Raw genomic sequence first — 24,047 nt, 5'->3', positions numbered from 1 at the left:
TTACAGGAAGCTCTCGCTCTCGACCTGGCGCAACACCTCGTCGAGCGCCTGGCGCGCCTTGCGGATGGTGTTCGGGTCCTGCGTTTCCAGCGCGGCCTGGAAGTTCGCCGTGTGCGCCGCCAGGTACTGGCGCACGTCGCCCAGCGACTGTTCGTACAGACGGTCGGCGCGCGTGACCAGGGTGCGGTTTTCCATCTGCTCGCGCGGGTGGATCTTCAGGTCGGCCAGTTCAAGAAAGCGCTGCTCGATCTGTTCCGGCGTCATCACGCCCGCATTGTCGCTGATGATCATCTTGTGGCGTTCCTGCGTGGCCAGCACCGTCACTTCCGCTTCCAGCACGCCGCTGACGTCGTAGGTGAAGCGCACGTCGATGCCGATCTCGCCCGCTTTTTTTGCTGGGATCGGGAAGCTGATCTTGCCGAGGAAGACGTTGTCGGCCACCAGGCGCGACTCGCCCTGGAAGATCGCCACGTTGATTTCCTTCTGGTTGTCGTAGATGGTGGTGATGTTTTCCGTGCGCGAGACGGGCACCACGGAGTTGCGCTCGATGATGGGCAGGTAATGCCCGCCTTCATACTGGTTCGCGCCGACCTGGCGCGAAATCGAAATGCCCAGCGAATACGGTGCCACGTCCGTCATGACCACTTCGTCCAGGGCCGCATCGCGCATCTTCAGGCCCGCCTGCACGGCGGCGCCCAGCGCCACGGCTTCGTCCGGGTCCAGATGGATGGCGGGGAAGCGGCCGAACATGCGCGAGACAAGTTTGCGCACCAGCGGCATGCGCGTGGCGCCGCCGGCCAGCACCACTTCATCGAGTTCCGCGGCGCGGATGGTGGCGTCGCGCAGCGCCCGTTCCACTGGCAGGCGCAGGCGGGCCAGCAGCGCTTCGCACAGCTGCGCCAGTTTGTCTTCGCCGATCTCCCAGCTGTATTCCTTGTCCTGGTAGCGCGTGGCCATGCGCACGGATGGCTGCTCCGACAGCAGGCGCTTGACGCGTTCGGCTTCATCGCGCAGCAGCTGTTGCTGGCGCGGATCGAACAAACGGCTGCCGGCCGCGTCGCGCAAGCCGCTGCCGTCCAAAAAGGCGTCGACCAGCACCGTGACGAAGTCTTCGCCGCCCAAAAAATTGTCGCCGGCCGAGGCGCGTACTTCCATCACGCCTTCGAACAGTTCCAGGATCGACACGTCAAACGTGCCGCCGCCCAGGTCGAAGACGAGGAATTTGCTTTCCTGTTCCTTGTCGCGGATGCCGTAGGCCAGCGCGGCGGCCGTTGGCTCGTTCAGCAGGCGCTCCACGCGCAAGCCGGCCAGCTGGCCTGCGATGCGCGTGGCTTTGCGCTGCGCATCGCTGAAATACGCGGGCACGGTGATGATGGCTTCTTCGACCTTGTGGCCCAAAAAGGCTTCGGCATCTTCCTTCAGCGCGCGCAGCACCATCGACGACAGCTCTTCCGGACGGAATTGCTGCGTGCCGAGGGTGATCTTCTTTTCGCTGCCCATGTAGCGCTTGAAAACGGCGGCCGTCAGTTGCGGGTGCGTCTGCAGGCGCTCGCGCGCGGCGCGGCCCACCAGCACGCTGCCGTCGTCGTCGATGCTGACGCACGACGGCGTCAGGTGTTCACCGAGTGCATTCGGGATGATGGCAGCCTTGCCGTCGCGCCAGATGGCGACCAGGCTGTTGGTGGTGCCCAGGTCGATACCGATGATCATCAGATATCCGCCTCCGCCTCATTGCCGTGTTCCTCGATCCAGGCGCGGCGTCCGGCCGCTTCGCCCTTGCCCATCAACATGTTGAAGCGCGCGGAGGAAGTCATGTGGTCGATTTCACCCAGGGTCACTGGCAGCAAACGGCGCGTGTCCGGGTTCATCGTTGTTTCCCACAGCTGCTCGGCGTTCATCTCGCCCAGGCCCTTGAAGCGCGAGATCGACCAGGCGCCCTGTTTCACGCCTTCCTTGCGCAGCTTGTCCTCGATGGCGACCAGTTCGCCGTCGTCGAGCGCATAGATTTTCTGCATCGGCTTCTTGCCGCGCGCCGGCGCGTCCACGCGGTACAGGGGCGGGCGGGCGATGCAGATGTGGCCTTTGTTGATCAGGGCCGGGAAATGCTTGAAGAACAAGGTCAGCAGCAGTACCTGGATGTGCGAGCCGTCCACGTCCGCGTCGGACAGGATGCAGATCTTGCCGTAGCGCAGGCCGGACAGGTCGGGCGAGTCGCCCACGCCGTGCGGATCGACGCCGATGGCCACCGCGATGTCGTGGATCTCGTTATTCGCAAACAGGCGGTCGCGGTCCGTTTCCCACGAGTTCAAGACCTTGCCGCGCAGGGGCAAAATCGCCTGGAATTCCTTGTCGCGGCCCATCTTGGCCGAACCACCCGCCGAGTCGCCCTCGACGAGGAACAGTTCATTGCGCGTGATGTCCGACGATTCGCAGTCGGTCAGCTTGCCGGGAAGGACGGCGACGCCCGAGGATTTTTTCTTTTCCACTTTTTGCAGCGAGCGCTGACGCGACTGCGCCTGCTTGATCACCAGGTCGGCCAGCTTCTTGCCGTAGTCGACGTGCTGGTTCAGCCACAGTTCCAGCGGCGGCTTGGTGAAGGTCGAGACCAGGCGCACGGCGTCGCGCGAATTCAGGCGTTCCTTGATCTGGCCCTGGAATTGCGGGTCCAGCACCTTGGCCGACAGCACGAACGAGGCGCGCGCAAACACGTCTTCCGGCAGCAATTTGACACCTTTCGGCAGCAGCGAGTGCATTTCGACGAAGTTTTTCACGGCGCCGAACAGGCCGTCGCGCAAGCCCGATTCGTGCGTGCCGCCATTCGAGGTGGGAATCAGGTTGACATACGATTCGCGCACGATGGCGCCTTCTTCCGTCCACGCCACCACCCAGGCCGCGCCTTCGCCTTCGGCAAAGCCTTCCGAGTCCGGGCCCGCGTATTGCGCGCCTTCGAACAGGGGAATCAGGGTTTCGCCATTCGATACCTGCGCCAGCGATTCGGTCAGGTAGCCGCGCAAGCCTTCCGCGTACTGCCAGGTTTGCGTATCGCCCGTCTTGGCGTTGGTCAGCGTGACGATCACGCCGGGCAGCAGCACGGCTTTCGAGCGCAGCAGGCGCTGCAGCTCGGTTTGCGAGATATTCGGCGAATCAAAATACTTCGCGTCGGGCCAGGCGGTGACGCGTGTGCCCGACTTCTTGCCGTCGCGCGGGGCGGGGCGGGAACTCAGGGGTTCGATCACGTCGCCATTCGCAAACACCATGTGATGCAGGCCGTTGCCGTCGCTTTCCTTGCGCCAGACGGTGATTTCCAGGCGCGTCGACAGCGCATTGGTGACGGACACGCCGACCCCGTGCAAGCCGCCCGAGAACGCGTAGGCGCCGCCCGAACCCTTGTCGAACTTGCCGCCCGCGTGCAGCCGTGTAAACACGATTTCCACCGTCGGCACGCCTTCTTCAGGGTGGATGCCGACGGGAATACCGCGGCCATTGTCTTCGACGGTGATGCTGCCATCCGTATTTTGCGTGACGGCGATATGCGTGCAATGACCGCCCAGCGCCTCGTCGGAGGCATTGTCGATCACTTCCTGAATGATGTGCAGCGGATTTTCAGTGCGGGTGTACATCCCCGGGCGCTGCTTGACGGGTTCCAGTCCTTTCAGGACACGGATGGATGATTCGCTGTAGTCGGATGCTGGTTTTTTAGTGGCCATACGTGTTCAAGCTAAGTAAAGACAGTGGTTGGAACGCCAGGCCGGGGCGCTGCAGGACGCAGTGACAACGGCGGCGATAACTGTATAAATATACAGTATATTCCGTCCAGCGTCACTGGCAGAGGGCAGTGCGGCAGGCTTGGCGTCCTTGTGCGGACGCTCGCGCATTCTATCTTGTCCAGCGAGCAATAGCGCTACTCCAGGGCAACAACAGTGCGCCGTGCGCGTGGTTTGGCGCCCATTGTGGACGATTTTATGCGGCAAAGCCGCCGTTTTTACATCTTGTTTACAAGCACCTCTCCAGTCTTTACAAATTTTTTAGACCCTTTTGGCTAATCTGCTCACTATCAAAACAAACCTGAATGAGGGTGGGAATGGATATCGTGTATCTCGGCTTGATTGCCGTTTTTTTCGTCGTGGCGGCCGGCTTTGCCGTCGCCTGCGACAAATTAGGGAGCGTCAAATGAACGCGTTTTATGTGCTGGGCGCCGTGGTCTCGGCTGGCCTGCTCGTGTACCTGCTGGTGGCGCTGCTGAAAGCGGAGGAACTGTGATGACGACGCAATCGATATTGCTGCTGGTGGCCTTCCTGGCCGTACTGCTGGCCGCCGGCTATCCGCTGGGCCTGTACATGGCCAAGGTGGCCGGCGACGGCCCCGTGCGCGGCCTGGGCTGGCTGCAAAAATTTGAAAACCTGCTGTACCGCTGGTCCGGTCTGCCTGCCGACAAGGCCATGGGCTGGAAAAGCTACGCCATCGCCCTGATCGTGTTTAACACGGTGGGCGCCGTCTTCGTGTACGGCCTGCAGCGCCTGCAGGGCCTCTTGCCCCTCAATCCACAGGGCCTGGGCGCCGTCAGCCCCGATTCCTCGTTCAATACTACCGTCAGCTTCGTCGCCAATACCAACTGGCAGGGCTACGGCGGCGAGCAGACCATGAGTTACCTGACCCAGATGCTGGGCATGGCATGCCAGAACTTCTTTTCAGCGGCCACCGGCATCGCTGTGATCTTTGCGCTGGTGCGCGGTTTCGCCTCGCGCTCGGGCAAATCGATCGGCAACTTCTGGGTTGACCTGGTGCGCTCGACCCTTTACATCCTGTTGCCGCTGTCGCTGGCCCTGTCCGTCGTCTTTATGGGCGAAGGCATGATCCAGAATTTTTCCGCCTACAAGGAAGTGACCCTGCTCGACCACGTGGCGTATGAAACGCCAAAAGTGACGGCCGATGGTCAGCCCGTGCTCGATACGGCCGGCAAGCCTGTGATGGAAGCGCAAGTGGCAACCACGCAGACGATCGCCATGGGCCCCGTCGCTTCGCAGGAATCGATCAAGCTGCTGGGCACGAATGGCGGCGGTTTCTTCAATGCCAATTCCTCGCATCCGTATGAAAATCCGACCGTGCTGTCGAACTTCCTGCAGATGCTGGCCATTTTCATCATTCCCGCCGGCCTGTGCTTCACCTTTGGCCGCATGGTGGGCGACCTGCGCCAGGGCTGGGCCGTGCTGGCCGCGATGAGCCTGATCTTTGTCGTCATGACGGTCGGCGTGATGAGCGCCGAGCAGCAAGCCAATCCGAACCTGCAAGCGCTGGGCGTGGATCAGCAGGCCAGCAGCCTGCAATCGGGTGGCAATATGGAAGGCAAGGAAACGCGCTTCGGCATCAGCTCCTCGACCCTGTTCGCGGCGGTGACGACGGCGGCATCCTGCGGCGCCGTCAATTCCATGCACGACTCCTACATGCCCCTGGGCGGCATGGTGCCGCTGCTGCTGATGCAATTCGGCGAAGTGATTTTCGGCGGCGTGGGCACTGGCCTGTACGGCATGCTGATGTTTGCCATCCTGGCTGTCTTCATCGCCGGCCTGATGATAGGCCGCACGCCTGAATACCTGGGCAAGAAAATCCAGGCCTATGAGATGAAGATGGTGTCGCTGGCCATCCTGGTCACGCCAGCCCTGGTATTGACGGGTACGGCGATCGCCGTGATGGTCGAACCGGGCAAGATCGGCGTGGCCAATCCGGGCGCGCACGGTTTCTCGGAGATCCTGTATGCCTTCACGTCGGCGGCCAACAACAACGGCAGCGCGTTTGCCGGCCTGTCCGCCAACACGCCGTTCTACAACGTGATGCTGGCGATCGCCATGTGGTTCGGCCGTTTCGGCGTGATCGTGCCCGTGCTGGCAGTAGCCGGTTCGCTGGCGGCCAAGCAGCGCCTGTCGGCCAATGCCGGCACCATGCCCACGCACGGCCCCATGTTCATCGGCCTGCTGATTGGCGTGGTGGTGCTGGTCGGTGTGCTCAATTACGTTCCCGCGCTGGCCCTGGGCCCGATCGTCGAACACCTGCAACTTTTTACAAAATAAGAGGCTACCATGTCACGCACAAGCCTGACCTTGTTCGATTCCGCATTGATTGGCCCTGCCATCGTCGATGCGTTCAAAAAGCTTGACCCCCGCACGCAGTGGCGCAGCCCCGTGATGTTCGTCGTGTATGTCGGCAGCATCATCACGACCCTGCTGGCCATCCAGGCCCTGAATGGCCAGGGTGAAGCGCCATTCGGCTTCATTGCCGCCGTCGCCGTGTGGCTGTGGTTTACCGTGCTGTTCGCGAACTTCGCCGAAGCGCTGGCCGAAGGCCGCAGCAAGGCCCAGGCGGCCTCGCTGCGCGCCCTGAAGCAGACGGTGATGGCAAAGAAAATGCAAACGCCGAAATACGGCACCTCCTGGCTGCCGACGCCGGCGACCGACCTGCGCAAGGGCATGACGGTGCTGGTCGAGGCGGGTGACGTGATTCCCGCCGACGGCGAAGTGACGGCCGGCGTGGCCTCCGTCGACGAGAGCGCCATCACGGGCGAATCGGCGCCCGTCATCCGCGAATCGGGCGGCGACTTTTCGGCCGTGACGGGCGGCACCCGCGTGCTGTCGGACTGGCTGCTGGTGCGCGTTTCCGTCAACCCGGGCGAAGCCTTCATCGACCGCATGATCGCCATGGTCGAAGGCGCCAAGCGCCAGAAGACGCCGAATGAAATCGCCCTGACAATTTTATTGGTGGCCCTGTCGATCGTGTTCCTGATCGTCACCGTGACCTTGCTGCCGTATTCGCTGTTTTCCGTGGCGGCGGCCGGCAGCGGCACGCCCGTCACCATCACCGTGCTGATCGCGCTGCTCGTGTGCCTGATTCCGACCACCATCGGCGGTTTGTTGTCCGCCATCGGCGTGGCCGGCATGAGCCGCATGATGCAGGCCAATGTGATCGCCACCTCGGGCCGCGCCGTGGAAGCGGCGGGCGACGTGGACGTGCTGTTGCTCGACAAAACGGGCACTATCACCCTGGGCAATCGCCAGGCCTCGACCTTTGTGCCGGCCCCCGGCGTGACGGAGCAGCAGCTGGCCGACGCGGCGCAACTGGCCTCGCTGGCCGATGAAACGCCGGAAGGTCGCAGCATCGTCGTGCTGGCCAAGCAGAAGTTCAACATCCGTGAACGCGAGATGGCCAGCCTGCACGCCACCTTCGTGCCCTTCACGGCGCAAACGCGCATGAGCGGCGTGGATATCCCTGGCGAGCAGCAGGTGCGCCAGTTGCGCAAGGGCGCGGCCGATTCCATGAAAAAGTACGTGGAAGCGCTGGGCCAGCCGTATCCGCTCGAGGTGTCGCGCGCTGTCGACGATATCGCGCGCCGTGGCAGCACGCCGCTGGTAGTGGTCGACGACGGCCGCGTCATGGGTGTCGTGGAACTGAAGGATATCGTCAAGGGCGGCATCAAGGAGCGTTTTGCGGAACTGCGCCGCATGGGCATCAAGACCGTCATGATCACGGGCGACAACAAGCTGACGGCGGCGGCCATCGCCGCCGAGGCGGGCGTGGACGATTTTCTCGCCGAAGCGACGCCGGAAGACAAGCTCAAGCTGATTCGCAGCTACCAGTCCGAAGGCCGCCTGGTGGCGATGACGGGCGACGGCACCAATGATGCCCCGGCGCTGGCGCAGGCCGACGTGGCCGTGGCCATGAACTCGGGCACGCAGGCGGCGAAAGAGGCGGGCAATATGGTCGACCTCGATTCGAATCCGACCAAGCTGCTGGAAATCGTTGAAATCGGCAAGCAGATGCTGATGACGCGCGGTTCGCTGACGACGTTCTCGATTTCGAACGATATCGCCAAGTACTTCGCCATCATCCCGGCGGCGTTCGTGGGTACCTATCCGCAGTTGAAGGCGCTCGACATCATGCACTTGTCCAGTCCGGCGTCGGCCATCATGTCGGCCGTGATCTTCAATGCCTTGATCATCGTCGTGCTGATCCCGCTGGCGTTGAAAGGCGTGCAATACCGGGCCATCGGCGCGGCCAGCCTGTTGCGCCGCAATCTGCTGATCTACGGCCTGGGCGGCATCATTTTGCCCTTCATCGGGATCAAGCTGATCGACATGCTGCTGTCCGCACTCAATTTAGTCTAAAGGAACCATCATGAGCACTATCGTACGTCCCGCCCTGGTCCTGTTTGCCGCGCTGACCGTGATCTGCGGCGTGGTCTATCCGTTTGCCACGGCCGGCATCGGGCAGCTGGCTTTCAACGATGAAGTCAACGGCAGCATCGTCGAGCGTGGTGGCAAGCCCATCGGCTCGATGCTGATCGGCCAGTCCTTCACCTCGCCCAAGTATTTCTGGGGCCGGCCATCGGCCACCGCGCCGATGGCCAATAACGGCGCCGGTTCGGGCGGCTCGAACCAGGGACCGACCAATCCGGCCCTGGTGGACGCCGTCAAGGCGCGCATCGCCGCCCTGAAGGAAGCTGATCCCGGCAATACGCGCGCCATTCCCGTCGACCTGGTGACGGCGTCGAGCAGCGGCCTGGACCCGGAAATCAGCCTGGCGGCAGCCTTGTACCAGGCGCCGCGCGTGGCCCGCGTGCGCGCCGTGCCGCTGGCGCAGGTGGAAAACGCCATCGCCAAGGTGCAGAAAACCGCGTATATCGGCTTTTTCGGCGAACCACGGGTGAATGTGCTGGAACTGAATCTGGCGCTTGATGCCATGGCAAAGTAAGCTGGCAACGGTGCGTAGGTCGGCTTAGCGCAGCGTAAGCCGACATCACCACCAGCTAGGCCAACAATGTCGTCGGATTACGCGCTTGCGCGCTAATCCGACCTACAATGCCCAAGAAGATTAAAATACAACATGCTCCCCAACGACAGCCAACGCCCCGACCCTGATGCCCTGCTGGCGCAAGTGCAGGCGCAGGAAAAGAAAGCCGCGCGCGGCCGGCTGCGCATTTATTTCGGCGCCTCGGCCGGTGTCGGCAAGACCTATGCGATGCTGGCCGCCGCGCGCAAACTGCTGGCCGATGGCCAGGACTTGCTGGTGGGCGTGGTAGAGACGCATGGGCGCCAGGATACGGCGGCCCAGCTGGACGGCTTGCCTGTGCTTCCCCTGAAGGCCATCGAGTACCGGGGCAAGACCTTGTTCGAGTTCGACCTGGACGAAGCCTTGTTGCGCGCGCCGTCGCTGATACTGATGGATGAACTGGCCCATTCGAACGTGGCCGGATCGCGCCATCCGAAGCGCTGGCAGGACGTCGAGGAATTGCTGGCGGCCGGCATCGATGTGCTGTCGACCGTGAATGTGCAGCACCTGGAAAGCCTCAATGATGTGGTGGGCGGCATCACGGGCGTGCGCGTGGCCGAAACCCTGCCCGACACGGTGTTCGACCGCGCCGATGAAGTGGTGCTGGTCGATATCCCTGCCGACGAACTGCTGCGCCGCCTGAAGCAGGGCAAGGTATACCAGCCGCAGCAGGCTGAGCGGGCGTCGCAGCATTTTTTCCGCAAGGGTAACCTGATCGCCCTGCGCGAACTGGCCTTGCGCCGCACGGCGGACCGGGTGCAGGACGACGTGCAGGCATACCGCGTCGAGAAATCCATCAATCCCGTGTGGAAGACGGGCGCCGCGCTGCTGGCCTGCGTGGGCCCGTACGCGGGGGGCGAACACGTGATCCGCAGCACGGCGCGCCTGGCCAGCCAGCTGAATGCGGAATGGCACGCGCTGTACGTGGAAACGCCGCGCCTGCAGCACCTGCCGGCACGCGAGCGTGAACGCATCCTGAAAACGCTGAAACTGGCGCAGGACTTGGGTGCGCGCACGGCCATTGTGCCGTCCGCCGACATCGCCGGCGCCGTGGTCGAGTATGCGCGCAGCGCGAATATCTCGAAAGTCATCGTGGGCCGTGGCCGTGCCGGTGCGCTGGTGCGCCTGTGGCAGGCGCCGCCGTCCGTGCGCATGGCCAGTCTGGCGCCCGATATCGATTTGATCGAGGTCGGCTTGCCACCTGCCGATGCGGCGCTGCGGCGCGCGGCGGGCGACGATACGCAGGCGCCGCGCAGGCCATCGCGCCATTGGCGTTACCTGCTGGCCGCCGGTGCCAGCCTGGGCACGGCCCTCGCCTCGGTGCCCCTGCAACCCTACCTGGACCTGGCCAATATCGCCATGCTGTCGTTGTTGACGGTGGTGCTGGTGGCCGTGCGCCTGGGGCGCGGACCGGCGGCGCTGGCCAGCCTGGTGGGCGTGGCATGCTTCGATTTCATCTTCGTACCGCCGCGTTTTTCGTTTGCCGTGGGCGATTTTCAGTACGTGATCACCTTTGGCGTGATGCTGGCCGTGGGCCTGATCACGGGCCACCTGACGGCCGGCCTGCGCTTCCAGGCGCGCGTGGCATCGCACCGTGAAGCGCGTGCCCGCGCCCTGTACGAGTTTTCGCGTGAATTGTCCGGCGTGCTGCAGACGGAGCAGATTTTCGACATCACGAAAAGTGCCATCGAGCGGGCTTTCCGTGCGCGCGCCACCTTGCTTTTACCTGATGACGAGGGCAGCTTGCAGACGCCGAACGGCGGCGAGCCGCTGGACATGGGCATCGCGCAGTGGGCCTTCGACCATGCGCAGGCGGCGGGGACGGGCACAGATACCTTGCCGGCTTCGCCCATTTTCTACCTGCCGCTGATTGCGCCGATGCGCACGCGGGGCGTGCTGGCGCTGTTGCCGCTGGAGGCTGCCCAGCACGGGCGCTGGCTGCTGGTGCCGGAACAGCGCCAGCACCTCGATACCTTTGCCGCCCTGGCGGCCATCGCGCTCGAACGCGTGCACTACATCGACGTGGCCCAGGGCGCGCTGCTGCAGATGGAGTCCGAGCGGCTGCGCAATTCGCTGCTGGCGGCCCTGTCGCACGACTTGCGCACGCCATTGACGTCACTGGTGGGACTGGCCGAGTCGCTGGCCCTATCCAGGCCTGCCTTGTCGCCCGCGCAGCTGGACATGGCGCGCTCGCTGCAGTCCGAAACCGTGCGCATGAGCGCCCTGGTGGCGAACTTGCTGGACATGGCGCGCATCGAAAGCGGGCAGGTGCGCCTGAACCTGCAATGGCAGGCGCTGGAAGAAGTGGTGGGCAGCGCGCTGCGCGCCAGCGGCCCGCAATTGCAGCAGCATGCCGTGCAGACGCAGCTGGCGCCGGATTTGCCGCTGGTGCGCTACGACGCCGTGCTGATCGAGCGCGTGCTGTGCAACCTGCTGGAAAACGCGGCCAAGTACACGCCCCCCGGCAGCACCATCACGGTCGCGGCCGGGGTGCACGGCCAGTTCCTGCAGGTGAGGGTGTTTGACGATGGCCCGGGCCTGCCGCCCGGCCGCGAAGAGGCCATCTTTGAAAAATTCACGCGCGGCGAACGTGAATCGAACAAGCCGGGCGTCGGACTGGGGCTGGCCATTTGCCGCGCCATCGTCGAAGCCCACGGCGGCACCATCCACGCGCAGCCGCACACGCCGGGACAGGGCGCCGCCATCGTCTTCAGCCTGCCGCTGGGCACGCCCCCTGCGCCGCCAGAGATCGAACTCGATGACGCCAACGACCATGAAACAGGAAAACCATCATGAACGAACCTTCCGCCACCGCCTTGCTGGTCGAGGATGAACCGCAAATCCGCCGCTTCGTGCGCGCCGCGCTGGAAGACGAGGGCTGGCAGATTTTCGAGTCCGCCACCATGCAGCGGGGCCTGATCGATGCGGGCACGCGCCGGCCCGACCTGATCGTGCTGGACCTGGGCCTGCCCGACGGCGATGGCATCGACTTCATCGCCGACATCCGCAAATGGTCGGCCGTGCCCATCATCGTGCTGTCGGCGCGGGTCGACGAAGAGGACAAGATACGCGCGCTGGACGCGGGCGCCGACGATTATCTGACCAAGCCGTTCGGCGTGGGCGAACTGCTGGCCCGCGTGCGCGCCACCTTGCGCCGCCAGCGCCAGCCCGCCGCCAGCGATGATGGCGTGGTGCAGTTTGGCGACGTACGGGTCGACCTGAAGGACCGCCTGGTGACGCGCAACAAGCAACTGGTGCACATGACGCCGACGGAATTTCGCTTGCTCTCGGTGCTCGTGAAGAACGCGGGCAGGGTGGTCACCAATCCGCAGCTGCTGCGCGAAGTGTGGGGGCCGTCGAATAGCGAAAACGGCCATTACCTGCGCATCTACATGGGGCATCTGCGCCAGAAGCTGGAAGCCGATCCGGCCCAGCCGCAGTATCTGCTGACGGAAACGGCCGTCGGCTACCGGCTGCTGCTGCCGCTCTAACACCTGTGAATCCCCTGTTGGAAAACGGGCGCCGCGCGCGCCGGGGGGACGCTTTACCGAAAATTTTTGCAGCGGCGGGCCAGCTGCGCCATGTTGGCAAAGGCCCATACCACCCATGAAGAAGAAACCATGAATAAAATGATACTTGCACTTGCCGTCGCCACCGCCTTTACGGGCAGCCTGGCCCACGCGGAAGAGGCCAAGCCCGACAACGAAGTCAGCTTCAACGTGGCCGGCGTGTCCGACTACCGTTATCGCGGCATTTCGCAGACGCGCCTGAAACCTGCGCTGCAGGGCGGCGTCGACTACGTCAACAACCCGACCGGCCTGTATGCGGGCGCCTGGGCCTCCACCATCAAGTGGACCAAGGATGCGGGCGGCAGCGGTGACGTGGAAGTGGACCTGTATGCGGGCAAGCGCGGCCAGCTGAGCAGCGATATCGGCTACGACGTGGGCGTGCTGGCGTATGTGTATGCGGACAACGGCTTGAAGAATATCGGCCTGGCCAACGCGGATACGCAGGAAGTCTACGGCCAGCTGTCGTATGGCCCCGCCTATATCAAGTATTCGCACGCCGTCTCCAATCTGTTCGGCATCGTCAACAGCAAGAACAGCGGCTACCTGGACATCGGCGCGAATATCGACCTGACGAACGGCTGGACCGGCAACCTGCACGCGGGCCACCAGAAGGTCAACAACAATGATGCGGCTAGCTACACGGACTGGAAAGTGGGCGTCACGCGCGATTTCGGTGTCGTGACGGGCGCGCTGGCCGTGATCGGCACGAACGCGGACAAGTCGGCCTATGCGTCGCCAGTGAATGGCAAATTCATGGGCAAGACGGCGCTGCTGCTGACGGTCAGCAAAACGTTTTAATTGACGCAGATGAGAGGAGAGGCGGCGCATGCGCCGCCTTTTTTTGCGTGCCGAGTTTTAGGCTTGCAGGTTAAAGACGGCGCAATACAGTTGTCCGAAGCTGACCACGCGGGCGGCCGGAATCTGTGCGGCCAGGGCATGGGCGGGGGCCGCTTGTGTGTCCGTTGCCAGCAGGACGCGCAGGTCCGGATTGACGCTGCGCGCATGCGCGATGCGGCGCGCCAGGCCAGCCTGCGCGTCGCCGTCCACGACGCCGTCCAGCGGCACCACCAGTACACGCGCGGCGATCAGGGCCGAACGGCTGCCCATGGAGTCGCGGCCTTCGCTGTCGATGACGATGTCGTGGTAGCAGTTCACCAGGTGTTCCAGCTCCGGCTGCAAGCCCTTGGCGCTGATGGCGCGCGCCATCAGGCGCGGCTGGGTGACGCTGCCGTGCATGGCGTCGTCGTGCATGTTCCTCGCCTGCGCCATGGCTCCCTGGCGCGGATCGGCATCGAGCAGCAATACCTTGCGTCCGGCCAGCGCGCGCGAGGCGGCCAGCCGCCCGGCCAGGATGGATTTCTCCATCCCCCCGTGTTCATCCGTGATGACGATGATCATCTTGGCGCACGGCTGGCATGATGTTGGAAGCGGAGACCAGCTGCAGCAAACAGCCTTCACGCGGCGCGTCCCTGTCGCTGGCTGTCCATACGGGCAGTTCCATCAGGGGCTCGAGTGCTTCGGCCAGCTTGTGCTGGCCGGCGGACGACATCGGCGTCATCGGCAGGCGCAGCTCGTCGCGCACCTTGCCCTGCATGGCCAGCGCCGCCTTCACTGGACCAGGATTGGGTTCGGCAAACAGCAGCCGGATGACGGGCAGCATGACCTTGAACAGGGCGCCGGCGGCGCCGTGGCGGCCCTGCCTGACCAGGTGGTACAGCTGCGCATACAGGTCGGGGCGTACCTGGGCGGCGGCTGACATGGCGCCGTGGCCGCCCATGGACAGGCTAGCCAGCAGCAGCGCATCGTCGCCGCACAGCACATCGAGGCGCGTGTCGAGCAGCAATTCGCCCAGTTGCTGCAGCTTGCCGCCCGCTTCCTTGATGGCGACGAAGTGCGAGTCGCGCGCCAGCAGCGCCGCCGTCTGCGGTTCGATATTGACGCCCGTGCGTGCCGGCACGTTGTACAGCACGATGGACTGGTCGGTGGCGGCGGCGATGGCCTCGAAGTGGCGCACGATGCCGTCCTGCGAAGGGCGTACATAGGACGGTGCCGAGATCAGCAGGCCGGCCAGCGGATGGTCGTGATAGCGCTGTACCGTGGCGACGACGCTGCGCGTATCGCTGCCGCCGATCCCCATCACGACGGGGAAGCGGGGACCGATGGCTTCGAGCACGCTATCGAGCAGCATGGTGTGTTCCGCGGCGCTCAGCATGGCCGCTTCGCCCGTGGTGCCGCACACCACCAGGCCATCGATGCCGCTGGTGGCCAGCTCGCAAGCGAGCTGCTGGGCGGCGTCGAGATCGATCTCGCCATCACGGAATGGCGTGACCATCGGCACCCAGATGCCCTGGAAGTGCGCGGTGATGCGCGATGAAGACATCGCCTGCTCACAGGCATACTGGTTCATAGTGATTTCCCCTGGCTGATGCGGCCAAATTCCGCCGCTGGCAGCAGGCGCATGACGGCATCCATGGTCAGGCGCAGGGCCGGCTCCGTTACGCACAGCCAGACCTTCATGCGTTCGGCGTGGTCGACCGCCTCGACGCGCATGAACGACAGCATGCCGCCGCACGTCCTGACGACCAGCTGGCGCAGCTCGGCCAGGCAGGACTTGTCGACCGTGATATGCATGAGGAAAGTGGGCAGGCGGGGATGGCGGTGGGGCAGTGCTTGATGCGCTTGATGCGTTTGCAGGCGTGAATGGGGTTCCATGGTGGCTTTGCAGCGGTGGTTGAGGTACGTTCAAGATTAGCAGCGGGAGCGTAAAGATTCTCTAAAAAGCGGGGCCGCCAGCGTAAACGGACTGTATGCAGTTTTATTGCCGGCGTGTTGCGTGGATGCGCCGCACATGTGCTTTTGTTACAAAATTGAATCGTGCTTTGGGAGGCAGGGGTTTATATTGAAAGTGTCCCCGCTTTCAGTCAGCCTTGCCATGTCAGACGAAAAAGATCCCCAGCATCCCCCTTCCACTGATCCCGCAGCACCAGCGCGGCCTGACCGCGTGGGCCGCCGGGCGCCCGATGATGAGCATGAGCACCGCGCGCGCGATGCGGCACCCCGCTACCTGAAGGATAACGACACGCCGCTGGCGCTGGCCTGGCGCGTGATCTCGTCGCGCTACCGCTCCATGCGCGACAAGGCCAGCCGCGATTTCATGCGGCGCACCCTGCGCATCGGCATCTCGGCGCGTATTTTCCATCCGGAGCCGGGCGCCACTGGCCTGCGCAGCAAGAACCTGCAATACCTGGAAGAGTCGATCGCGCAGTGGGTCATGTCGCGCGATGTGCTGGTGTTCATGATCCCGACCGTCAATACCAGTGGCCAGCTACATCCGAGCAATATCACCTTGCGCCACTATGCGCGTCACCTGGATGGCCTGGTGCTGCAGGGCGGTGCCGACGTCTCGCCGCAGACGTATTCCGAGGCGGCCACGCGGCCCGAATGGAGCGGCGACCGCGCGCGCGATCTGTACGAACTGGAACTGCTGCACGAATTCGTCGATGCGGGCAAACCCGTGCTGGGCATATGCCGCGGCTGCCAACTGATCAACGTGGGCTTTGGCGGCACCCTGTACCAGGACATCGCTTCGGACGTGGAAGGCGCGACGTCCCACGTCAATGACCTGTATGACCGCCACCGCCACACCATCGTCTTCCCGAAAGGCTCGTCGCTGGCGGGCATGTTCCCGAAGGCAGGCGAGGCACTCGTCAATTCCATCCACCACCAGTCGGTCAAGGACCTGGGGCGCGACGTCACCGTGGAAGCGTATTCGCAGGGCGACAATATCGTCGAAGCCATCCGCTACCAGCGGGCGCGCTTCGTCATGGGCTTGCAATGGCACCCGGAATTTCATTCGGCGGGCGGCGTCGAACTGCTCGATTGCACGCCCATCCTCGATAACTTTTTGCGCGCGGCGCGGGAGACGCGGTTTTGAGCGCGCACTTTACGCGTCGGCGCACCTTGCTCGCCGGTTTGCTGGCACTGCCCCTGGTCGGCTTGCGCGCCGCGCCGCACCCGCGTGATAGCGTGCTGCCGTTTGCGCTGACGTCCGCTGCGCGCGCCCGCACGCTCAAGGCGCGGGTGGCGCCGGCCATTGCCGAGCAGGTGCTCAAGGCGGCGCGCAAGGATGCGGCCCGGCCCGTGCACCTGATGGCCGAAGTGCGCACGGGCGGCTTGCTGAAGGGAGAAGGCGGACGCGAGACCAGCCAGCAGGCGCAGGAGGACTGGCGCCAGGTGCGCCTGCAGGCGCTGGCCTGGAGATTATCGGGCGAGATGGCGCATTTCGAGGCAGCGCGCCAGTTGTTGCTGGCCTGGAGCGGTACTTATCAGCCATCGTTCAGTCCCGTCGACGAGACGGAGCTGGCCAGCCTGCTGATCGGCTTTGACCTGGTACAGGAGCGCTTGAACGGCGTCGAGCGCGAACAGGTGCAGGCGTTTTGCCGCACCCTGGCGCAAGGGTATCTGAGTGATCCCATCAAGGTGGGTGGCCCGTCCACGGCGCGCAACAATTGGCATAGCCACCGCATCAAGATTGGCACGGCCGCCGCGTATGTCACGGGCGACGCCTTGCTGATCGCACGAGCGAAGGAGCGCTTCCTGGCGCACGTGCCGCGCAATATCGGCGCTGGCGGCGTGCCCTTCGACTTCGAGCAGCGCGATGCCCTGCACTACACCACCTACAGCCTGGAGCCGCTGCTGGCGACTGCCCTGATGGCGCAGGCGCATGGCGATGACTGGTATGACGCGCCGGAAGCGCGGCGCCTGGCCGAGGCGCTGGCCTGGCTGGCGCCGTATGCGCAGGGCAGGAAAACGCACGAGGAATTCGCGAAAAGCGCCGTGCCCTTCGACCGCAAGCGCGTGGCGGCCGGCGAAAAGGGTTTTACGGGGAATTGGGAGGCCAAGGGCGCCGCCAATGTGTACCTGCTGGCGGCACGCTTCGATCCCGCTTACCTGCCGTTGGTGCTGGAATTGCGCCCGCCAGCCTGGGCGCTGGCGCTGTACGGCGCTTAGTGAGAACTTCGCGTTAAAACTTCGTGCGCACGGTGAACATCACGTTGCGCGGTTCGCCGTAGAAGCCTGTCTGGAACAGGCCCAGTCCCGTGAAGTACTTCTTGTCCAGCAGGTTGTTCACGTTGACGCTGGCCGTGACGTTCTTGCTGATCTCGTAGCGCGCCATCAGGTTTACCAGCGCGTAGCTGCCCTGCTTGATGCGTGAATAATCCTCGATGGCGGGATTCCAGATATTGCCGTAGTAGCTGCTTTGCCAGTTGATGCCGCCACCGACGGTCAGCTTGTCCAGGCTGGCTGGCAGGCGCCACGTGCCTTGCACGCGCAGCAGGTGGGCAGGCTGCGTGGTTTGCAGCATGGTGGAAAACACGTCCTTGCCATCCGCGTCGCGCACATGGGTGTAGGTGTAGCCGGCGCTCAGCTTCACATCCTTCATCACTTCGCCCGTCACCTCCATTTCCACGCCGCGGCTGGTGACGCCGTCGATGGCTTTATACGCTTCTTCGCCGTTGACTTCGCCCACAGAACTGGCCACGTTGCTTTGACGGATCTGGAACAGGGACGCGCTGGCATTGACCTTGCCATCCAAATATTCTGCCTTCACGCCTGCTTCAAAACCCTTGCCGCGCACGGGCGACAGAAAGTTGCGGTTCACGTCGCGGTTGCTCTGCGGCGCGAAGATGCTGGTGTAGCTGCTGAATACGGAGTACGTTTTGTCGAGGTCATACACGACGCCCGCATACGGCGTGATGACGTTATTTTCCTCGATGCGCGAGGTGATGCGCGCGCTCTTGGGATCGAAGAAGCTGCGGTCCTGCTCCTGCTTGTAGTTGCTGACGCGCGCACCGACGATGATGGACAGCGCGTCGACGGGGTGCAGGCGCACGGCGCCATACAGGCCGCTCTGGCGCGTGCTGTCGTTGTCGTTGCCCAGGCGCTTGAAGGCCGGTTCCGCATACTGGCCGCGCCAGTCGAAGTAACTGCCATCGAGGGTTGGATAGACCGATTCGTAGACGGGGCCATCTTGCTTGGCCGTCGAGGTGGAGTAGCCGAGCATCGCTTCATGCTGGCGGCCGAAGGCCGTGAATGGGCCGCTGGCGTCGACGTTGACGGTGCTCTGGCGACGGTCGCCCTTGTATTTTCCCATGAAGAAAAACGCGCCTGCGCCTGTGACAGGGTTGGGATTGCCGCCGCTGGCCGAACCGAGCATGCTGTCATGCTTGCTGCGCAGCTGGTTGGCGCTCAATTTCACTTTCCACTCGTTGGCGAAGCTGTGTTCGAGCGACGTGAATAACGTGGTGTTCTGCATGTCGCGCCGGCTCCAGTCCGTGGCCGGATTCCACGCGGTGGGGAAATCCGTGCGCGAACCGTCGGAAAGCAGCACAGGGAAACCCGTCCAGGTCGAGCCGCGCGGTTTGTAATCCTGGTGCGTGAAGCCGGCCGTCAGCAGGGTGACTTGTGTCAGGTCCGCCTCAATGATGCCGTAGGCGACGGATTTCTGCTGCGTGTAGCGGTCCAGGTGGGAGTGTTTGTCCTGGTAGGCGCCCACCAGGCGGCCGCGCACCGAGCGGTTTTCATTGACTGGGCCGGAAACATCGACTTCGCCGCGGTAGTTGTCCCACGATCCCGCGCCCAGGGTCGCTGAACCCTCGAATTCGGCGGTGGGGCGCTTGCGCACCATGTTGACGGTGGCCGACGGGTCGCCCGAGCCGCTCATCAGCCCCGTCGCGCCCTTCAGCACTTCGATGCGGTCGTAGATGGCCATGTCGCTGTTGGTCGTGCCCCAGTCGTACACGCCGTCATAGATGGCCGAGACGCCGTCGTACTGGAAATTGGTGACGGCAAAGCCGCGCGCCTGGAAACTCCAGCGGTCGCTGTCGTAGTTTTGCACGCTCACGCCATTGACGTTTTTCATGACGTCGGAAACGGCGTTGCTGTTCTGGTCATCCATCTGCTGGCGCGTGACGATGGTCAGCGACTGTGGCGTTTCTCGTTGCGTCAGGGCCAGTCCCGTGGCGCCGTTGGCAGGGCCGCCCGTATAGCTGCCCGTGCCGCTGGTGGCGGCGCTGCGCTCGGCCGCCGCCACCACGGTGACGCCGCTCATGACGGCTACGCCGCGGCTGTCCGCCGTGGGTACGCTGGCGCTGGCGGGGATCTTTTGCAGCAGGTAGCCGCCATTTGATTGCGGTACGGCTTGCAGGCCGCTGCCGGCCAACAGCACGCGGAAACCGTCTTGTACGCCAAAGCTGCCTTGCAGGCCGGCGCTGCGCAAGCCTTGCGTGGACTCGCTGGAGAACGACAATAAAATGGCGCTGTCGCTGCCGAAGCGCGTCAGCACGTCACCGAGCGCGCCGGCCGGGATGCCATAGACGCGTACTTGCTGGCTTTGTGCCAGGGCTGGCGCCGGCAAGGCCAGGGCTATGCCGATCTGCGACAGGGCGCACGCCAGGACGGTGCGGGTAAGGAGGGAACGCGAAGCGTGATGCATGGAATAAAACCTTTCGTGGATACGCAAGATGGAGACTGCCTGTCTACCAAGTCACGCGAGCACGGCGAAACAGCTCACTTTGCAGAAAATTTAATTCAGCGCGCCGCCAGTTCGATCCTGACGACTTGATGGCCCCAGAAGCGCGTGACGGTATTGCGCCGCAGCTGCAGGCTGGCGCTGACGGCGTCGACGATGGCGCCCACATCGGCCAGCGGGTAGGAACCGGACACGCGCAGGCTGGCGACGGCGGGCGTACAGCTCAGCGGATGGTCGCTGTAGCGCGACAGCTCGGTGAGGAAATCGGCCAGGCGCATGTCGCGCGCCACCAGCATGCCATCGAGCCATGCGCCGCCATACGGTGCCAGCGCCTGGCGGTGGCAGCTCGTGCCGTCGAAATGGGCGCCTTCGCCGGGATGTAGCACCAGGCGCTGTGCGCCATCGTCGGCCAGCACGGCGACGGCCCCTTCGAGCACGCCGGCGCTGGCGTATTGCTGGTGCAGGCGCACCGTGAAACGCGTGCCCAGCGCCTGCAGGCTGCCGTGCGGCGTATCGACGAAGAACGGCCGTTGTGCCGCATCCTTGGCGGTGGCGATGAAGATTTCACCGGCCAGCAGTTGAATACGGCGCTGCGCGCCGCTGTAAGCGATATTGACGGCGCTGCTGGTGTTGAGCGTGAGCTGCGTGCCATCATCGAGGGTCACGACGCGGCGCTGGTTGACGCCGGTGCGGTAATCGGCCGTCCAGCCGCGCCAGGGGCTACGGCGTTCGAATGCATACAGCGAGGCGCCGCAGGCCAGCAGCAGTGCCAGGGTCTTGACGGCGTGGCGGCGCGGCGCATTCGCTTGCACGCAGGCGCGCAGCAGGCTCGCGTGCGCCGCGGGCGGCAGATGCTCGTGCTGCGTTTGCAGCTGCTGCCACGCCTGCGTGGCGCTGCCGGCGCGCTGCAGATGGCGTTTTACTGTCGCCAGCGAGATGCCGAGCTGGCGCGCGATGTCTTCCTGCGGCAGCTCGTCGAGCTGGCGCAGCAGGAAAGCCCGTTTCACGGGGGGCGGCAAGCCGTCGAGCATGCGGTCGAGTTCAAACACGGTGGACAGCAGCAGCGCCCGTTCTTCCGGCGATGGCGCATGCGGGGGCGGCAGCTGTGCCAGCACGTTCAGATAAGCCTGTTCCAGCTTCTGGCGACGGTAATGGTTGAACAGCACGCGCTGCGCCACGGTAGCCAGAAAGGCACGCGGCTCGCGCGCGGCGACGGCCTCCTCGCGGTCGAGCAGGCGCATGAAGGTATCCTGCGCCACATCGGCCGCGCAAGCCGTGCTACCCAGCTTCTTGCGCAGCCAGCCCTGCAGCCAGCCGTGGTGGTCGGCATACAGTGTCGCGATGTCCTGGCGTTGTAGCGGCTCTGCCAGCGGCATCGCGTTCCCTTTGCATTTTTAAACAATAATAAGAATCATTCTCACTTATTGTAACAAGCGGGGGTGGGGGCTGTAAATGACGGGCAGGCGGGGTGTGGTTTTTTGGGTTGAGGGGCGGTAGGTCGGATTAGGTCCGAAGGACCGTAATCCGACAACATTGTTGGCGGCGCCAGTCGGATTACGCGGCTACGCCGCTAATCCGACCTACGTTTTCATGCTGGACAGCGTCAATAGTTCATCGGTTCACCGCGAAAACATCGGATGGCCGAATCGACCATGCCCTCGGCGCTGCCCTGCAGGCTGTGCTGCTTGCGCAGGTATTGCGCATCGCTCCATTGCTTGGCCACGTCCGACAGGTGTTTCAGGGCCGGCGTGCTGCCCAGCGCTTCGGCGTGCGGTTCCATCTTGCGCAGGGTGGTCATGATGTCTTCGCGCAGCGACATCGTCTCGTAGGTTTTCGGATGCGTGATGGCGCCATCGAGGCCGAAGCGGCAAGCCTGGAAGCGGTTGTAGTTATACACGAGGTAATCGTCTTCCACCGGCGGCACCTCCTTGCGTTCGAGTAGGTAGCGGCACAGCGCCTGCAGGTAGGCGGCCAGCGCGGCGGCCCGCTCCACCGTCAGCGGCGTGTCGCACACGCGCAGTTCGATGGTGCCGAATTCCGGCTTAGGACGGATGTCCCAGTAAAAATCCTTCATGCTCTTGATGATGCCCGTGTTCTCCATCTTGGCGAAGTACTCGTTGGAGAACTGCTCCCAGCTCAGCGTAAACGGCGCGCGCCCGCTCATGGGAAACGCGAACACGGAGTTCAGGCGGGCCGAATCGAACAGGGTGTCGCGTCCCTGCACGTAGGGCGAGGAAGCCGACAGAGCGATGAAGTGGGGGATGTAGCGGTTCAGCGAGTGCAGCAGGAACATGGCGTCATCGCCTGAGGCGCAGCCGATGTGCACGTGCTGGCCGAAGATGGTGAATTGCTTGGCCAAGTAGCCGTACAGCTCCGAGATTTCCTGGAAGCGTGGCTTGGAAAAGATCTTTTGCGACGACCATTGCTGGAACGGATGCGTGCCGCCGCCGGCGATGCCGATATTGAGCTTGTCGCCGGCCGTGATCAAGGTGTCGCGGATTTCCTGCAATTGCTCCAGCAGGGGGCCGTGATGCGTGTGCACGCTCGAGTTAATCTCGATCATGCTCTCGGTGATTTCCGGTGTGACGTTGCCGGGGAACGGTTTCTTGTTCAGCAGATGCAGCAGGTCGGGGCTGGCGGCCGTCAAGTCGTAGTCCGACAGGTTCACCAGTTGCAGTTCGAGTTCGACGCCGAAGGTCAGCGCGGCCGATTGGCCAAAGGGTTCCAGCGGCATTTAGCGCTCCTTGATTTCGTGGGTTTCTTTGGCCAGCATCAGCACGCGCTGCACCAGCACGGGGCCGATCAGTTCCAGGCCCAGGGTGATGGCGGCCAGGGAGTTCAATTCGTCGCCGAAGTTCACGCCGTGCTGGCGCGCGTGCTCGAGCAGCAGGATGATGAAGACGGAGACGGGCGTCAGCGCCACGCCCGTCAGCACGCCCTTGCGCCAGGAAATGCCGCTGACATGCGAGAACGCGGCCACGCCGGCGACTTTGGTCAGCAGGCGCCCGCCGACGACGGCCAGGGCCAGGCCCGCGCCGGCCGTCACGCTGGCCCATTCCAGGGTCGAGGCGGCATACACGAACAGCAGCACCGTCAGCAGCTCGCCCAATGCGCCGAAATTGCGCTGCGCCTGGCTGAAGGCGACGCGGCGGTGGCGCGCCACCAGGCCGAACGTCAGGGTGGCCAAGAGCGGCGACAGGCTGGTGGTGTAGGTCAGGGCGACGAGCAGCATCACCGACAGTGCAAAGGCGACGGTGGCATCCTGCGCCATATTGCCCAGGCGGCGCAGCATGGCCGGCACGACGATGCCGAAGACGGTGCCGGCGGCCACGGAGGCGGCCAGCACGGCGGCGCTGCTGCTGCTCGCCTCGATCAAGTCGGTGGAGCTCTGGAACATCCAGAAGCCGACGATGATGTTGAACGTGAAGACGGCCAGCACGCAGTTGAGGGCGGTGAGGTGGACGATGCGTTCCGTCACCTGGCCCGAGCTGCGTTCCTCGTTGATGACGCGCATGATGGTGGCCGGCGAGGTGGACATGGCCAAGGACGCCAGCAGCAGCGCCGTCATCGAGGTGCTGCCGAATTCGATGCCGATGAAGTAGACGACGGCAAAGGTCAGCAGGGATTCGACCAGGCCAGTGACGGCGATCCACGGGTTGTTCTTCAGCCAGCGCAGGTTGATGCGGTAGCCCACCTCGAACAGGATCAGGCCGAAGGCCACGTCGGCCAGCACCAGCATGGGGCCAGCGTCCGTCTGCGGCAGCACGCCTACCTGCGTCTGCGCCAGGGCGAAACCGATCACGCCGTAAAAACTGATGCGCGGCAGGCCCGTCCAGCGGTGACCGAATTCGCCCACCACCCAGGCCAGGGTAATGGCGAACGGCCAGGACAGGTCGGCGGCGATCGAGATCAGACTTTGCATGCTCATTCCTTTGAAAATGGCGCTGGCACCGGCCGGCAGCACGGAGGCTGGCGCGGCAATGTCGTGGTGCAGCGATGGTGCATGGTTTGCGCAGAGCGATACGCCGATTCTACCGGAGCAGAAGGCGCGCACGATGTGCGCAATCGAACAGTGTCGCGGCCATGGCGGCCGCGCACAGGATGCAGCAGGATGGGGCAGGGCTGGTGTC

Annotated in this window: 18 protein-coding genes and 1 pseudogene; 9 read left to right on the top strand and 10 right to left on the bottom strand. The window is 64.0% G+C overall.

What is annotated here, in order from left to right; genetic code table 11:
* Together ACP7EG_RS11730 and ACP7EG_RS11725 are read right to left on the bottom strand one after the other, a co-directional pair.
* Positions 1 to 1,710, bottom strand: coding sequence for a molecular chaperone HscC (locus tag ACP7EG_RS11730; protein WP_426087730.1), 1,710 nt, complete (start codon positions 1,708 to 1,710; stop codon positions 1 to 3).
* Positions 1,710 to 3,707 (bottom strand): DNA topoisomerase IV subunit B, encoded by a 1,998-nt coding sequence (locus tag ACP7EG_RS11725; RefSeq protein ID WP_426087729.1) that lies wholly within the window; start codon positions 3,705 to 3,707, stop codon positions 1,710 to 1,712. Before ACP7EG_RS11725 ends, ACP7EG_RS11730 begins: the two co-directional genes overlap by 1 nt.
* A 463-nt stretch (positions 3,708 to 4,170) precedes the next feature.
* Between ACP7EG_RS11725 and kdpF the strand changes: the two genes are divergently transcribed.
* The 7 genes from kdpF (at position 4,171) to ACP7EG_RS11690 (ending at position 13,184) form a co-directional block, all read left to right on the top strand.
* Positions 4,171 to 4,260, top strand: coding sequence for a K(+)-transporting ATPase subunit F (kdpF, locus tag ACP7EG_RS11720; RefSeq protein WP_034746483.1), 90 nt, complete (start codon positions 4,171 to 4,173; stop codon positions 4,258 to 4,260).
* Positions 4,260 to 6,065, top strand: coding sequence for a potassium-transporting ATPase subunit KdpA (kdpA, locus tag ACP7EG_RS11715; protein ID WP_426087728.1), 1,806 nt, complete (start codon positions 4,260 to 4,262; stop codon positions 6,063 to 6,065). The genes kdpF and kdpA overlap by 1 nt, the downstream gene beginning before the upstream one ends.
* 9 nt (positions 6,066 to 6,074) lie before the next feature.
* Positions 6,075 to 8,153 (top strand): potassium-transporting ATPase subunit KdpB, encoded by a 2,079-nt coding sequence (gene kdpB / locus ACP7EG_RS11710; RefSeq protein WP_116745580.1) that lies wholly within the window; start codon positions 6,075 to 6,077, stop codon positions 8,151 to 8,153.
* A 10-nt stretch (positions 8,154 to 8,163) separates the two neighbouring features.
* Positions 8,164 to 8,739, top strand: a complete 576-nt coding sequence (gene kdpC / locus ACP7EG_RS11705; RefSeq protein ID WP_426087727.1) for a potassium-transporting ATPase subunit KdpC — start codon at positions 8,164 to 8,166, stop codon at positions 8,737 to 8,739.
* A gap of 132 nt (positions 8,740 to 8,871) precedes the next feature.
* On the top strand, positions 8,872 to 11,613 hold the full coding sequence (locus tag ACP7EG_RS11700) for a DUF4118 domain-containing protein (RefSeq protein WP_426087726.1): 2,742 nt from the start codon (positions 8,872 to 8,874) through the stop codon (positions 11,611 to 11,613).
* Complete coding sequence (kdpE, locus tag ACP7EG_RS11695) at positions 11,610 to 12,308, top strand: two-component system response regulator KdpE (protein WP_071075474.1); 699 nt, start codon at positions 11,610 to 11,612, stop codon at positions 12,306 to 12,308. The genes ACP7EG_RS11700 and kdpE overlap by 4 nt, the downstream gene beginning before the upstream one ends.
* A 129-nt stretch (positions 12,309 to 12,437) precedes the next feature.
* Entirely contained in the window at positions 12,438 to 13,184 is a 747-nt protein-coding gene (locus tag ACP7EG_RS11690) for a TorF family putative porin (RefSeq protein ID WP_426087725.1), read from the top strand.
* Positions 13,185 to 13,241: 57 nt separating this feature from the next.
* Here ACP7EG_RS11690 and ACP7EG_RS11685 read toward each other — a convergent pair whose 3' ends face one another.
* The 3 genes from ACP7EG_RS11685 to ACP7EG_RS11675 are packed head-to-tail and all read right to left on the bottom strand — an operon-like array spanning position 13,242 to position 15,098.
* Complete coding sequence (locus ACP7EG_RS11685) at positions 13,242 to 13,784, bottom strand: division plane positioning ATPase MipZ (protein WP_426087724.1); 543 nt, start codon at positions 13,782 to 13,784, stop codon at positions 13,242 to 13,244.
* The gene (gene dapA / locus ACP7EG_RS11680; protein ID WP_426087723.1) at positions 13,762 to 14,793 is read right to left on the bottom strand and encodes a 4-hydroxy-tetrahydrodipicolinate synthase; all 1,032 of its coding nucleotides are present in this window, start codon (positions 14,791 to 14,793) and stop codon (positions 13,762 to 13,764) included. The genes ACP7EG_RS11685 and dapA overlap by 23 nt, the downstream gene beginning before the upstream one ends.
* Complete coding sequence (locus tag ACP7EG_RS11675) at positions 14,790 to 15,098, bottom strand: hypothetical protein (protein ID WP_243136064.1); 309 nt, start codon at positions 15,096 to 15,098, stop codon at positions 14,790 to 14,792. Before ACP7EG_RS11675 ends, dapA begins: the two co-directional genes overlap by 4 nt.
* A gap of 220 nt (positions 15,099 to 15,318) precedes the next feature.
* Between ACP7EG_RS11675 and ACP7EG_RS11670 the strand changes: the two genes are divergently transcribed.
* Both ACP7EG_RS11670 and ACP7EG_RS11665 read left to right on the top strand, forming a co-directional pair.
* Positions 15,319 to 16,320 carry a gamma-glutamyl-gamma-aminobutyrate hydrolase family protein gene (locus tag ACP7EG_RS11670; RefSeq protein WP_426087722.1) on the top strand — a complete coding sequence of 334 codons (1,002 nt, stop codon included), beginning with the start codon at positions 15,319 to 15,321 and terminating at the stop codon, positions 16,318 to 16,320.
* The gene (locus tag ACP7EG_RS11665; RefSeq protein ID WP_426087721.1) at positions 16,317 to 17,396 is read left to right on the top strand and encodes an alginate lyase family protein; all 1,080 of its coding nucleotides are present in this window, start codon (positions 16,317 to 16,319) and stop codon (positions 17,394 to 17,396) included. The genes ACP7EG_RS11670 and ACP7EG_RS11665 overlap by 4 nt, the downstream gene beginning before the upstream one ends.
* A 13-nt stretch (positions 17,397 to 17,409) precedes the next feature.
* Here ACP7EG_RS11665 and ACP7EG_RS11660 read toward each other — a convergent pair whose 3' ends face one another.
* From ACP7EG_RS11660 to ACP7EG_RS11640, 5 genes and pseudogenes are all read right to left on the bottom strand, one after another.
* Complete coding sequence (locus ACP7EG_RS11660) at positions 17,410 to 19,881, bottom strand: TonB-dependent siderophore receptor (RefSeq protein ID WP_426087720.1); 2,472 nt, start codon at positions 19,879 to 19,881, stop codon at positions 17,410 to 17,412.
* 95 nt (positions 19,882 to 19,976) lie between these two features.
* Entirely contained in the window at positions 19,977 to 20,729 is a 753-nt protein-coding gene (locus ACP7EG_RS11655; RefSeq protein ID WP_426088057.1) for a FecR family protein, read from the bottom strand.
* A gap of 81 nt (positions 20,730 to 20,810) precedes the next feature.
* Positions 20,811 to 21,293: pseudogene (locus tag ACP7EG_RS11650) on the bottom strand (sigma-70 family RNA polymerase sigma factor); the annotation flags it as partial.
* Positions 21,294 to 21,520: 227 nt separating this feature from the next.
* On the bottom strand, positions 21,521 to 22,651 hold the full coding sequence (locus tag ACP7EG_RS11645; RefSeq protein WP_071075480.1) for a YbdK family carboxylate-amine ligase: 1,131 nt from the start codon (positions 22,649 to 22,651) through the stop codon (positions 21,521 to 21,523).
* Positions 22,652 to 23,839 (bottom strand): cation:proton antiporter, encoded by a 1,188-nt coding sequence (locus tag ACP7EG_RS11640; protein WP_426087719.1) that lies wholly within the window; start codon positions 23,837 to 23,839, stop codon positions 22,652 to 22,654. It abuts the gene before it with no gap.
* Positions 23,840 to 24,047: the final 208 nt, after the last annotated feature.

The sequence above is a fragment of the Janthinobacterium sp. PSPC1-1 genome (genome assembly GCF_049897625.1).
Lineage (GTDB): Bacteria > Pseudomonadota > Gammaproteobacteria > Burkholderiales > Burkholderiaceae_D > Janthinobacterium > Janthinobacterium tructae.
This window is presented reverse-complemented; position numbering and strand designations above follow the sequence as displayed.